Here is a 13,376-nt window from a genome sequence, read left to right as displayed (position 1 = left end):
AGCCAACAAAGAGGCAACTTGAAAGATGACGGGTATATAATAATTTAATTTCTGAATTAGGGGGTATATATGTCTACAGAAGATATGAATATAGCTGATCAAAAAGTTGGTAAAGATTCCGTTGTTGTTGGGAATGCAGAAGCACCAGCAATATATGCTATAGCAATTGGTGCTTCACCACTAATTTCTAAATCAATTAGTGAGGGCGCTATTGCTATTGGGCAAAATCAACTGGCGGGTAGAGAAGAGAATCAAAATCAGAATTATAAAGTCATATGGCCAATTGCGATTGGCGCTGATTCTGTATCCAGTGGGACAGCTTCTATTGCTCTAGGGCAAAAGGTTGTTGCTAGTGGGGTTCAGGCAGTAGCTATTAGCCAAAATTCCACTTCAACAGGAAGTTCGAGTGTTGCAGTGGGATCAGACTCTATATCCAGCGGTTCGTCTGCTGTTGCTCTGGGGAAAAAAGCGATTGCCAGGGGGAATCAGGCAGTAGCAATTAGTCAAAATTCCTCTGCAACAGGAAGTTCGAGCGTTGCATTAGGAGAAGGCTCTGTATCCAGCGGTTCGTCTTCTATTGCTCTGGGACAAAAAGTTTCTGTCAGTGGGTCTCAAGCAATTGTGATTGGTCAAAACTCCTCTGTAACAGGGAGTAGGAGTATTGTATTAGGATCAGACACTCAATCCAACTCTTCGTCTTCTATTGCCGTGGGGCAAAAGATTAATATTAGTGCGTCTCAGGGAATTGCGATTGGGCAAAACGCCTCTGTAACAGCAAGTGGGAGCATTGCATTAGGCGCAAATTCTGTTGCCAGCAAATCGAATGTTGTTTCTGTGGGAAAACCGGGTAATCAACGTAAGATTGTGAATGTTGCTGCCGGGGATATTTCCAGAAACAGTACGGAGGCGGTGAATGGTCAGCAATTATATTCTGAATTGGCAAAAATGAGTGCATTAGATATGAAAAATAAGCAACTGGAAATGGATATTAAAAAGCTGGAGAGTACTATAAATAGGCTTACCCATTCTATTGCTAATCTTACTCTGCTGTGCCAGAAAAATGCAGATGAAGTTGCTTTGTTGAAGAAATGAATTCTTAACATATTGGATTATTAATAACAAATGGATTTGACTAAATTAATAAGTGCATTTTCAGGCGGGGAAGTTAGTTGCTATTACCTTAACCTTATCATCTTTCCTTTTCCAAAGGAAAATGCACTAAAGTTCATCAACCATTAGCAGAAAGTTGAAACGAAATCAGGAAATAAAAAAATGGATTAGCCAGTTAGTTTGGTAGGGGGTAAGTCCTGAACATAAAAGCCAGCTCAGAAACTGGCCTTTCACGCATCGGTTAGAAAACAGACTTACAGAAAGCGAGGTGTTGACAAGTAGACAACAACGCTATGAACACTTGAGATGAAAGATGTAACAGATTTCATGATGAACTCTCTTTTATTGGTAAAGTGTGATTTGTTTCACGAAAATCTAAATTGTGGCTGTGATTTTAATCAGAAAAACTTCATAGTCAAGCAGTTTTTAAAAATTATTTTAAAGATTAAAATAATTTTGCATCAGTGTTTTAGGTGATGAAGTGAACGAATCTTGTGGGAAGAGGATACTGTGCGCTATAAACAACCTTGGATTTTCTTCAAAGATTAATTTCAAACTAAATGTCGATATTTTCTCCATACTTTTAGTAAAACATCTATGTTAATCTCAATATTCAAGTTAAAAGTTAGGAGTTTTTAAGTGAAGCATATAGTGATTCGCCATGTTGAAGAAGGCGATTGTGAACAAGTTCGCCAGTTATACGCTAACCCACAAGTTTACTGTGGTACTTTACAATTACCTTATCCTTCTTTGGAGGCATGGATAAAGCGCATTACAAATCTTTCTGCCGGATGTTTCTGTTTAGTTGCTTGTATTGATGGGAAAATTGTGGGGCAGATTGGTATTGAAATATATCAAAACCTGCGGCGTCGCCATGTTGCTACTTTTGGTATGGGGGTACATGCTGATTATCAAGGACAGGGTATTGGTAGTGAATTAATGGAGGCTATGCTCGACATGTGTGATGGTTGGTTAAACATTGAACGTATAGAGTTGGAAGTATATACAGATAATGATGCTGCTATCGCATTATATAAAAAATTTGGATTTGAGATTGAAGGAATGGCTAAACATTATGCTTTTCGTAATGGTCGATATGCTGATGCTTATTACATGAGTAGGATTTCAGATATTAGTGGGAAATGCCAATCTACATTAGATAGTTAGTTTATCAGGTGAACAGAGAGCAGAAAACAGAGAACGGAAAACAGAGAACAGTATTTTTTAGATATTGAGTTGTTTATTACTGTCAATCATACAAAAATAGTCAATATTCTAATTGAGAATAAAATCCCATTATTATTTTTTTGATCTAGAATTTGATTGATGTGAGTTTTGGCAGGTCACCTCTGCAATAATTCAATGTGCTAATTATAAAATAATGTTATTTAACTCAAGGAGGACATATGAGTCCCAAGAATGATTTTAAAGCTTTTTCTGTTAATAATAATGCTAATGTCATAAGCCAGCAAGGATATGAAGGAAGTGAGGAATTGCAAACTGGGTTTCCACCATATTCTATGACGCCTCACATATTAAATAAGGTATTGCGTCAATCGTCAACCATATCGTCTGTTGTGGCTAATTTCATTGCGACACAATCTAGTGGTGATGTTCTAGATGACGGCAATGTAGCTAAACTTACCGAGCAATTAAATAAGGCATTAAAACAAAAGATCACCACAGAAATGCCTGGCGCTTCATTAACTCAAGCAGGTGTTGTTCAACTTACTGACGTCGTTGGCGATAGTGAGATATTGGCAGTGACACAGAAGCTTGCTCGGGAAATAGTAAATTCATTACGTGGAGATATTAATACCAGAGTACCTAATAGCCGTAAGGTGAATGGGAAAGTGTTGTCGAATGATATTAACCTAAGTGCGGGGGATGTGGGGAGTTATGCCAAATCTGAATCTGACGCTCGATATGGTAATAAAAATACAGCCTTAAAATCTGCAAATGGCTGGTGGAAGTGTGGTGATACAGGAATAATTTATCAGTGGGGAGTTGTAACAGGTAGCGATAATTATTTGATTAACTTTCCTATTGGTTTTCCTAAAGCATGTACAACTGTGGTTGCGACAACTGATGGCAGAAGAAAACCTTCGTCTCCGATCTCGGATCGTTGTTTTGTTGAAGTTGGTGATATTACAGCAGTATCTTTTACAGCAACAACTGTTGGTGCGCTAAACACTGATTTCCGGGCGCGAGCGGTTCATTGGATGGCTATTGGATATTAAAAGTATATTATTCCTCTGAGGGATGAATACTATAAAGCGAATAAAAATGGTTTATTAGCATGAGTGAATATTTTCACTATTAGCAAAGTACTTCCCTCATTTCTGATGTTAATTGGTTAAGCCGCCAAAAAGTAGAACAAAGTCATATGTTCTTGACATATTATTGACAAAGCGCTGTCTAAATAGGCGGTGCTTTTAGAGTATTGAAAAATTTAGTCTGTAATTTGAAATATAAAAATAAGTAATGACAGAGTGAAATGATTTTAGATGTTGAATATAAATGAATTGAGTATATTTCTATTTGAAATTTTTTGGATTTCCCCTTGCTGCTAATTATATAAAAATAATTATTCTTCTAAGTTAGAAGAACATTTTATTATTATTTTTATGAATTAAACTATGGCTGCTGTAAATTATAATGAATTGATTTAATAATAATTCAATATATACCTTATGGATTTCAAGATGCATTGCGGCGGTAAGGGAGCAAATCTCCGGGAGCATAGAGAACTATGTGACCGGGGTGAGTGAGTGCAGCCAACAAAGAGGTGACTTGAAAGATGACGGGTATAGATAATAATATTTAATCTAAGGGGCGTATATGAGTGCTAAGAATGATTTTAAGGCTTTTTCTATTAGTAATAATGCTAATGTAGTGAGTCAAGATAAATATGAGCAAGATCAGGGTTTGCAGGATGGGTTTCCACCAGATAATATTACTAGTAATCTTCTAAACAAAGTATTACGTCAATCGTCAACAATAGCATCTGTCGTGGCTAATTTTATTGCGACACAATCTAACAGTGATATTCTGGATGATGGTGATATAGCGAAACTTGCCGAGCAATTAAATAAAGCTTTAAAACAAAAAATCACAACAGAAGTTCCTAATGCTTCATTAACACAAAAGGGCATTGTTCAGCTTACAGATGTGCTGGGCAATAATAGCACATTAGCTGTTACGCAAAAGCTGGTTCAGGAAATAGTAAATTCATTGTGTGAAAGTATTAATGCTAAGGTATCCAATACTCGAAAAATTAATGGAAAATCACTGTCTGAGGATATTACCATTACTTCTCAGGATATTTTAGGCGGGCAGGCGATAAGCTTAGGTGATAAGGCGGATTTGAATAGCTGCAAAATACCGGGAATTTATCATCAAGAGTATGATGCACATGCCAAAAATGGCCTTAATTACCCCGAATTTCTCGCCGGAGCTCTTGTTGTATTGAAATCGGCTGGGACGGTTCAGCGTTATTTTGTCTATAATAGTAGTCGAGTATATACACGTAGCCAGTTTCATGATAATCCGTGGACACCTTGGACGAGAGAATATAATACGCTGAATAAACCTACGGCTGATGAGATTGGAGCATATACAAAAATAGAATCTGATTCTCGATATATTGCGGGAATTCGCAGGGTAAATGGAAAATCTTTAGCTACGGATGTCACTATTACTTCGCAGGATATTTTGAATGGGCAGGCAATTAGTTTAGGTGATAATGTAAATTTGGATCACTGTAAAACACCAGGGATTTATTATCAGGATTATAATGCCCATGCTAAAAATGGTGTCAATTACCCTGAACCGCTTTCTGGTTCGCTTATTGTGTTGAAAGCGGCTGGGATTATTCAACGTTATTTTGTTTATAACAGCAGTCGGGTATATACACGTAGTCAATTCCATGATAATCCGTGGACACCTTGGGCTCAAGAATATAACACATTGAATAAACCTGCTGACAAGGTTATTAGCGGGTACACAAAAGCAGAAGTAGATAATCTAGTTAATGCTAAAGGAAATAAAAATACAGCGTTGAAATCAGTAAATGGTTGGTGGAAATGTGGGGATACTGGGGTGATTTATCAGTGGGGGATCGTAAATTGGGTAGCATATGATACACCGGTTAATTTTCCTATTCAGTTTCCTAATGCTTGTGTAAATGTTTCGTTGACTTTGGGTGATAAATCTAATCTGGAATCATCATATAATGTTGTTGCAAGACAATTGTCTGTAACAGGATTTAGTTATTGGGCATATGAGACCGAAAGTTCTGCATTTTGGTTTGCAGTAGGATATTGATATGTAATCTATAATGAAAAAATAAATGTTTTTTATTTTTTCATTGCCTCCAAAAACTTGAATATTTTAGATTAAGTGGATATTAAAGTCTGATTTCTGTCGTTAATGAGGGTCAGGCTTTTTAATTTTTCTTTAATCCGATAGTTATTATCATTGTCAATGTATTCTTTCAATTCTGTTGTTAGATACCCAATATATTAAAACCTCTCTAGGTAAAATAATTCTGACTTTGAGTGATCGGATATTTTAATCAGGATTTTAGATTTTAATTATAAAATTAGTTTTTTTTGAAATGATTTTATATGTAAAATGTAGAGTTGAAATCAGATCTTTTTATATAATGTTCTAAAAAATTAAGTTTATAACTTAAAACAAGAAAGTTAGACAGAAAAATATAGAATAAAGATGAGAATAAATTTGTGAAATTTAATTTCTTTTTTTAAATTATACAAAAATAGTTAATATTCTGATTTATAAGAATGTTTTGTTATTATTTTTATGAACTAAACTATTCCTGGTGTGAATTAAGAGAGGTTGTTTTTACAATAATTACAGATATTTTTTGTAAATAACATTATTCAGCTTGAGGATTGTATATGAGTGTCAAAAATGATTTTAAGGCTTTTTCTATTAGTGATAATGCTAATGTAGTAAGTCAAACAAAGTATGAAGAAAACCAGAGTTTGCAGACTGGATTTCCACTAGATAATATTCCTGTTAATCTGTTAAATAAAGTATTGCGCCAATCGTCAACCATATCATCCGTGGTAGCTAATTTTATCGCGACACAATCTGGCAATGATATTTTGGATGATGGCAATATAGCTAAACTTACCGATCAACTAAATAGGGCCTTAGAGCAAAAAATTGCAACGGAAGTTCCAAATGCCTCATTAACACGAAAAGGTGTTGTTCAGCTTACCGATGTAGTAGGTAGTAGTGATACATTAGCAGTTACCCAAAAGTTGGTTCAGGAAATAATAAATTCATTGCGTGAAAGCATTAATGCCAGAATACCAAATACCCGAAAAATTAATGGGAAAGTATTAACTGAGGATATTAATATTACTTCTCAGGATATCCTTGCTGGGCAGGCACATAGTTTAGGTGACAATGCGAATTTAGATAATTACAAAACACCGGGGATTTATTATCAAGAGTATAATGCTCATGCCAAAAATGGTAATAATTACCCTGAGCAGTTCGCGGGTTCGCTGGTTGTATTGAAAGCGGCCGGGGTTATTCAACGTTATTTTGTCTATAACAGCAGTCGGGTATATACACGTAGTCAGTTTCATGAAAGCCCGTGGACGCCTTGGACGAGAGAATATAATACATTGAATAGACCTACTGCCGGAGAAGTTGGTGCATATGCAAAATCAGAGTCTGATTCTCGATTTATCACAGGGCTCCGCAAAATTAATGGAAAAGCTTTAGCTGCGGATATCAATATTACTTCTCAAGATATCTTCGCCGGGCAGTCGATTAATTTAGGTGATAACGCAGATTTAAATAGTTATAAAACACCGGGGATTTATTATCAAGAATATAATGCTCATGCCAAAAATGGTGCGAATTACCCTGAGCCATTCGCTGGTTCGCTTATTGTGTTGAAAGCAGCCGGGGTTATTCAACGTTATTTTGTTTATAACAGCAGTCGGGTATATACGCGTAGCCAATTCCACGATAGTCCGTGGACACCTTGGGCGCAAGAATATAATTCGTTGAATAAACCTTCTGACAAGGCGGCTGGGGATAATCCGGAAGTAGAATCTGATAAGATTTATGTTGCTACTAAAGATAAATTAATACAGCAAGCAGAACATGAGAAGTCCCAGTTATTGACTAAAGTTAATAATCTTGTTGCTCCATTACAAGACTCTATTGATTTAGGCATTGCCACCGAAGCAGAAAAAGCAGTTTTACTGGAATGGAAGAAATATAGGGTAATGTTGAGCAAAGTTGATATTTCATTGGTCCCTGATGTTGAGTGGCCAGAACAGCCAAAATAATAAAAATAATCTGAATAAATAGATCATTCATATAGTGGTTTTGTTGATGTTGGGGGTAAGATACTGAAAGATTCAGTTTGGAATTTGAAATAGAAAAATTGTAATAGGAAGTTATAATTGGCGAGATAAGAGTGATTTTCTAGTATTGAATTACTTATTTCAACTAATTATGAAAAAATAGTCAATACTCTAAATTACAAGAATATTTAATTATTGTTTTTATGAGCTGGATTTTAATTCACATGAATTAATATAAATAATTTATATAATGATTCATAAAATAATATCATTTGATCTAAGGGGATGTATGAGCGCTAAAAATGATTTTAAAGCTTTTTCTACTAGTAATAATGCTAATGTAGTAAGCCAGCAACTATATGAAGAGACTCCGGAATTGTTGACTGGATTTCCACCATATAGTGTTCCCACCCATGTGTTAAATAAAGTATTGCGTCAAACGTCAATAATGGCATCTGTCTTGGCTAATTTTATTGCGGAGCAATCTGGCGAGGATGTTTTGGATGATGGTGATATAACTAAACTCACTGCACAATTCAGTAAAATTTTCAATGTTGGCGCTAAGCGGCCGGGTGATATCTATTTATCTGCACATCCAGCATCGGATTTAGCTAAAGGAGAGTATATTGCGAATGGTGCTGCTTACACAATTGATTCTGTTGTTGGTATAGCATTAAATAATTTATCCAATGCATATAAGACTGCATGGGGAATTAAACAGACTGGTAACAAAATCAATCTTCCTAATCTGTTTGTTGATGGACGAGGAATATTTGTGCGTGCTGGTTTGCAGCCTGGTGTGGTACAGGGAGATGCGATTAGAAATATTACAGGTAATGTGGGATGGCAGGGGCATGGGCTTTTTACTCGTACTAGTGGCGCATTTTATGGTGTTACGAGTACAGCAACAGTCATTGCTGCGGGAACGAATGCTAGTAGTGATCATGGATATTCAGCATATGCCACTTTTGATGCATCGAAGGTAGTACCAACGGCAGACGAAAACCGCCCATTAAATGTCAGTATGATACCGGTAATTTATTTAGGTGTATAAGGTATAGTCTGGTACTTATTTATTGGATTGTCTGATACAGTAATCCTTTGGTGAATACTTTAAGAATATAGCCAGAATTTAAATATGAATTTTGGCTATATATGAATAGCCTATTTATTCAGGTAATTTTGTTGATGTTATAATTAAAATATTGGAAGGTTATATTTGTGACTTAAATAAAAAAGAATTCAATAGAAAAATAAAGAGATGAAAAATAATAATTTACAATGTTGAATATAATGATTTTAGGGATGTTTTTGATTGCAATGTATCGGATTTTTCATTGTTGCTAATTATATAAAAATAGTTACTCCTTTTAGTTATAAAAATATTTCATTATTATTTTTCTAAACTAGACTATTATCGATGTGAATGGTGAGAAATCATCTTTAGTGATAGTTCAATATGTTTATGATAAAATCATGTTATTTAATTTAAGGAGATGTATATGAGTGCCAAAAATAATTTTAAAGCTTTTGCTATCAGTAGTAATGCTAATGTACCCAGTCAACAAAACTATGAAACATATCCGAATTTACTGGTTGGTTTTCCAGACAGTCAGTATATTCCTAATCACATCTTAAATAAGATATTACGTCAAGCCTCAACCATATCATCTGCTGTAGCTGATTTTATTGCGACAGAATCTGGCACTGATGTTTTGGATGATGGCAATGTAACTAAAATCACTGCACAATTCAAAAGCGTATTAGACAAAAAAATTGCCAAGTGTTGTAATCTTAATGTGAATACTGCTAATAAGGTTGTGAACGGTTGGTGGAAATGCGGTGATACTGGAATAATTATCCAGTGGGGCCAGGCAAACGGCTGTGGGGCTATAAATGATTACAGATATTTCCCGATTCCATTCCCTAATGCTTGTTTCCAGATCGTTGCAACATATTCTGAGTTTGAAAATTTTGGCGCTGGAGTTGCTGCTTTACCTGTTTCCGCAAGTCAATTTATTGTGACATGCAGAAATTCTGCATACGAATTAGAAAGTAATTTTGTGAGATATGTGGCGATAGGATATTAATTATGTATTTTTATAGTGCAAAGACAAATTCATTCTACCCTATAGAATTGGAACAGAATTATATTGCTTCTGGTTCATTGCCCGATGATATTATTGAGGTTGGCCTTGATATTTATCAAGAATACGCCGCGAATAATACACCGGAAGGAAAATATCGTATAGCAGGTCAGAATGGTTTACCGGAGTGGGCTGATATTCCTCCACCAACAAAAGAAGAGTTGCAGCAGTATGTTGAAAGTAAAAAACAACAATTTATTGTAGAGGCCAGCCAGCAGATAGCACCATTACAAGATGCTGTTGATTTAGGGATTGCGACTAAGGAAGAGGAGGCGGCTCTGTTGGTATGGAAGAAGTATAGAGTAATGCTGAACAGAATTGATATTTCACAGGCTCTTGATATTGAATGGCCGGAGCAACCAAAATAATGAGAATGGGCGGAATAAATAGACCATTCATACAATATTTTATTTAATGTTAGGTCATAAGTCTAACTTAAAATCAGCATGTAATGTTGTTGAAAGACAATCGTCTATAACAGGAGTTTAATTATTAAATATGTTATAAATAAATCTTTACGTTTTGGTTTTTAACAGAATGTTGATATATGTTTACAGTGTAAAAATAAATGATTTTTATTTTCAGTTGTTATCCTAAAACCACCTCTTGGTGAGGTGGTCTTTTACTCAGTCCGTTTTGTTGGTGTTATAATTAAAATACTGTAATGTTGTGTTCGTAACTAAAAAAAGATTGAAGGTGAAGTTGAATACAATGAGTTTTGGAATGTTTTGATTATAATTTTGGGGGTTATTGATCTTAATTATGATAAATCACCTTTATTGATAGCTCAATATGTTTATTATGAAATCATGTTATTTAATTTAAGGAGATGTATATGAGTACCAAAAATGATTTTAAAGCTTTTGCTATTGGTAGTAATGCCAATGTGCTCGGTCAACAAAAATATGAGACATATCCGGATTTGCTGGTTGGATTTCCTGATGAACAATGTATTCCTAATCACGTATTAAATAAAGTATTGCGGCAAACATCAACCATATCATCTGTTGTAGCCGATTTTATTGCGACAGAATCTAACAGTGATGTTTTGGATGATGGTAATATAACGAAACTTACTACACAATTAAATAAAGCATTAGAACAAAAGATCAAAGTAGAAGTAGAATCTGATAATCGATTTATTCGGTTAAATACGAATACAAAAACATCTGGTTGTATCTTATCTAAGACAGCAAATTTATTTGACGATCAATCTCTGCGGGATTTGTCATTGTCAGGTTTCTTGCGTCCAAATGGTTGGGCGGACTTAGGTGGCTTGGCAATTCATGTAGCTCACCCTAGTGCGGGGATTCAGCACTCAAGAGGAATTTCGTTTGAATACGGTAGTACATCTGGAGGTCAAGAGGGGTTTGGAATACATACGTATGCATTTGACAAAGATGGTAAGTTTAAAGGTAAAAAAAGAATTTTAACGGAAGATGATCGTAATAAAGCGATATTATCAGTAAATGGATGGTGGAGATGTGGTGATACTGGAATGATTTATCAATGGGGTAATGTACCTATTGATGATAATCAGGGAAAAATTGTAAATTTGCCTATTTCATTTCCAAATGAGTTATTATCGCTTCATGTAACAGCTATTTCATCAGCACCAAACAAAAATATTGATACTTCTGCTTATGGAAAACCATTAGATAAGTCTCAGATACATGTTTCTGTTTCATCAAATTACCGTGATAATGATGTAAGTAGTGTTTATTTTTTTTCTATTGGTCATTAAGGAGAAGAAAAAATGTATTATTATAGTGCCAAAACAAACGCATTTTACCCCATAGAGTTGCAACAAAATTATATTGCTTCTGGTTCATTGCCTGATGATATTATTGAAGTTGGTCTTGATATTTATCAAGAATACGCCGCGAATAATGCACCAGAAGGAAAATATCGTATAGCAGGTCAGAATGGTTTACCGGAATGGGCTGATATTCCTCCACCAACAAGGGAAGAATTGCAGCAGTATATTGAAAGTAAAAAGCAACAATTTATTGTAGAGGCTAGCCAGCAGATAGCACCATTACAAGATGCTGTTGATTTAGGGATTTCGACTAAAGAAGAGGAAACGACTCTATTGGCATGGAAGAAGTATAGAGTAATGTTGAGCAGGATTGATATTTCACAGGCTTCTGATATTGAATGGCCAGAGCAACCAAAATAATGACAGTGGCCTGAATAAACAGGCCATTCTTATAATGGTTTTGTTAACATTGGCTAACAAGTCTGACTTGAAATCAGCATATAATATTGTTGCAAGATAATTTTTTATAACAGAATTTGATTATTGAATATACTCGATAAAAATCTTTTTCCTTTTTTGCCTTACCATGTGGGACATTATTAATAATAGTAAGCAGACTCACTGTTATCTAAAACGTGGAGCTATCATCGATTGGGTAAAAAGAATTGAGTTGGTTATCAAGATAAACTTTAACAAGGTTTATTTGAGCATAAAATCATAACTGTTGCTAAAGATGATGATTCAGAGAGTGTTATGAGCAAGTTTTTTTGACTGAAAATATCAAAACTCTTGAGTAGCGAGGTGACTATATGAGCGCATTAGCTAAAATTAATGCTGAAAGCAATTTCACTACATTCAAATTCGGGTTTCATGAAATTCGTGTGATCAATAAAGATAATGAGCTGTGGTTTGTTGCTCATGATATTTGTTCTGCTCTGGAAATTCGAAACATCTCGCAAGCCATTGGAAGATTGGATGATGATGAGCGGTCTGTGTTCAACATAGGGCGTCAAGGAGATATTAATATTGTCAGTGAATCTGGAATGTATACTTTAGTACTTCGTTGTCGTGATGCAATTAAACAAGGTTCTGTTCCTCATCAGTTCCGTAAGTGGGTAACTGGTGAAGTACTGCCGGCAATTCGTAATAAGGGAAGTGATCACAGTTCGATGATTTCTGACTTGTCATTTAATGGACGAATCTTAATGATATTCGAAAATGGAACCGTAGCCAGTCAAAAGATATTACATTCTGATGAAGAGGTATTAACCCTTGATACATTTATGGAGCTTGCCCAGAGAGCAGGCTATTTAGTTATCCATAAGGAGAAATTTCTCAGTTTGCCTAATCAATGGTAGCTCTAAGCCAAGGATGGCTTAACTCTGAAATCCCCTGAAATTGTGGGTGTTAGCTTTTGATAGCTTGCCGGAGTCGAAATATTACAATTATGTTCTTTCTGGGGATTGAAAGGATTTTCGTGGTTGTCGTGTCAAGTCTGACTTGATACTGATTTATTAAAAAAACGATGCAAGAACATTGTGCCTTGTCCGTCTTGGTTCTCACTCAGAACTTGGTCTATAGTAAACAATAAATCTCTTTGACAGATCAGAATTAATTAAAAAAATATAGCCCTGAGAAATAGGGTTATATTTTTGTATATGCACAGGATCTCAGTAAACCACATAAAGAGGGATTTTCTGAGTATTAGATCATTTTTTCATTCATGTCATCCCATGCATGAGTTGCTATAAACTGGTATGGGAGATTATTTCTTTATAGATATTTTATCGTCAGCACTTATATTTCCCTATATATTTTCAGAACTGGAGACTCAAGTGCATTGATAAGATTATGATATTCTTGAACACGGTAGATTACAGGGCAACCGCATGAATGATTAAATATCACTCACATTAGCAAAACCCGCCTGTAATACTCGCTCCAAAAATTGGGTTTTCATCCATATTCGTCTACGCTTCGCTTTAATGCTTAATTGACTCGTTT

General features: G+C 35.2%; 10 protein-coding genes and 1 pseudogene. All 11 read left to right on the top strand.

Annotated features, from left to right (window positions below):
• The first annotated feature begins 69 nt into the window (after nt 1-69).
• Entirely contained in the window at nt 70-1,092 is a 1,023-nt protein-coding gene (locus EAE91_RS24085) for a hypothetical protein (RefSeq protein WP_244868700.1), read from the top strand.
• Between the two features lie 657 nt (nt 1,093-1,749).
• The gene (locus EAE91_RS06345) at nt 1,750-2,277 is read left to right on the top strand and encodes a GNAT family N-acetyltransferase (RefSeq protein ID WP_214087751.1); all 528 of its coding nucleotides are present in this window, start codon (nt 1,750-1,752) and stop codon (nt 2,275-2,277) included.
• Between the two features lie 239 nt (nt 2,278-2,516).
• Entirely contained in the window at nt 2,517-3,350 is an 834-nt protein-coding gene (locus EAE91_RS06340) for a gp53-like domain-containing protein (RefSeq protein ID WP_214087750.1), read from the top strand.
• Nucleotides 3,351-3,951: 601 nt separating this feature from the next.
• The gene (locus tag EAE91_RS06335) at nt 3,952-5,436 is read left to right on the top strand and encodes a gp53-like domain-containing protein (RefSeq protein WP_214087749.1); all 1,485 of its coding nucleotides are present in this window, start codon (nt 3,952-3,954) and stop codon (nt 5,434-5,436) included.
• A 596-nt stretch (nt 5,437-6,032) separates the two neighbouring features.
• Nucleotides 6,033-7,448 carry a tail fiber assembly protein gene (locus EAE91_RS06330; protein ID WP_214087748.1) on the top strand — a complete coding sequence of 472 codons (1,416 nt, stop codon included), beginning with the start codon at nt 6,033-6,035 and terminating at the stop codon, nt 7,446-7,448.
• Nucleotides 7,449-7,755: 307 nt separating this feature from the next.
• Nucleotides 7,756-8,520: a hypothetical protein gene (locus EAE91_RS06325; protein WP_036777333.1), complete on the top strand. Its 765-nt coding sequence runs from the start codon at nt 7,756-7,758 to the stop codon at nt 8,518-8,520.
• Between the two features lie 448 nt (nt 8,521-8,968).
• Nucleotides 8,969-9,556 carry a gp53-like domain-containing protein gene (locus tag EAE91_RS06320; RefSeq protein ID WP_214087747.1) on the top strand — a complete coding sequence of 196 codons (588 nt, stop codon included), beginning with the start codon at nt 8,969-8,971 and terminating at the stop codon, nt 9,554-9,556.
• A gap of 2 nt (nt 9,557-9,558) precedes the next feature.
• Nucleotides 9,559-9,981, top strand: coding sequence for a tail fiber assembly protein (locus tag EAE91_RS06315; protein WP_214087746.1), 423 nt, complete (start codon nt 9,559-9,561; stop codon nt 9,979-9,981).
• Between the two features lie 467 nt (nt 9,982-10,448).
• Nucleotides 10,449-11,357, top strand: coding sequence for a gp53-like domain-containing protein (locus EAE91_RS24080; RefSeq protein ID WP_244868699.1), 909 nt, complete (start codon nt 10,449-10,451; stop codon nt 11,355-11,357).
• 12 nt (nt 11,358-11,369) lie between these two features.
• Nucleotides 11,370-11,792 (top strand): tail fiber assembly protein, encoded by a 423-nt coding sequence (locus EAE91_RS06305; RefSeq protein WP_214087745.1) that lies wholly within the window; start codon nt 11,370-11,372, stop codon nt 11,790-11,792.
• 389 nt (nt 11,793-12,181) lie between these two features.
• Nucleotides 12,182-12,526: pseudogene (locus tag EAE91_RS24550) on the top strand (BRO-N domain-containing protein); the annotation flags it as partial.
• Between the last annotated feature and the right edge of the window lie 850 nt (nt 12,527-13,376).

The sequence above is a fragment of the Photorhabdus noenieputensis genome, from assembly GCF_018448935.1.
In the GTDB taxonomy this organism is placed as follows: domain Bacteria; phylum Pseudomonadota; class Gammaproteobacteria; order Enterobacterales; family Enterobacteriaceae; genus Photorhabdus; species Photorhabdus noenieputensis.
The sequence above is the reverse complement of the archived record's forward strand: the minus strand, read 5'-3'. Positions and strand labels throughout refer to the sequence as shown.

What these genes read in the sequence shown, in the direction of transcription:
- EAE91_RS24085 (WP_244868700.1), top strand. Translation starts at nt 70, where the DNA reads ATGTCTACAGAAGATATGAATATAGCTGATCAAAAAGTTGGTAAAGAT.
- EAE91_RS06340 (WP_214087750.1), top strand. Translation starts at nt 2,517, where the DNA reads ATGAGTCCCAAGAATGATTTTAAAGCTTTTTCTGTTAATAATAATGCT.
- EAE91_RS06335 (WP_214087749.1), top strand. Translation starts at nt 3,952, where the DNA reads ATGAGTGCTAAGAATGATTTTAAGGCTTTTTCTATTAGTAATAATGCT.
- EAE91_RS06330 (WP_214087748.1), top strand. Translation starts at nt 6,033, where the DNA reads ATGAGTGTCAAAAATGATTTTAAGGCTTTTTCTATTAGTGATAATGCT.
- EAE91_RS06325 (WP_036777333.1), top strand. Translation starts at nt 7,756, where the DNA reads ATGAGCGCTAAAAATGATTTTAAAGCTTTTTCTACTAGTAATAATGCT.
- EAE91_RS06320 (WP_214087747.1), top strand. Translation starts at nt 8,969, where the DNA reads ATGAGTGCCAAAAATAATTTTAAAGCTTTTGCTATCAGTAGTAATGCT.
- EAE91_RS06315 (WP_214087746.1), top strand. Translation starts at nt 9,559, where the DNA reads ATGTATTTTTATAGTGCAAAGACAAATTCATTCTACCCTATAGAATTG.
- EAE91_RS24080 (WP_244868699.1), top strand. Translation starts at nt 10,449, where the DNA reads ATGAGTACCAAAAATGATTTTAAAGCTTTTGCTATTGGTAGTAATGCC.
- EAE91_RS06305 (WP_214087745.1), top strand. Translation starts at nt 11,370, where the DNA reads ATGTATTATTATAGTGCCAAAACAAACGCATTTTACCCCATAGAGTTG.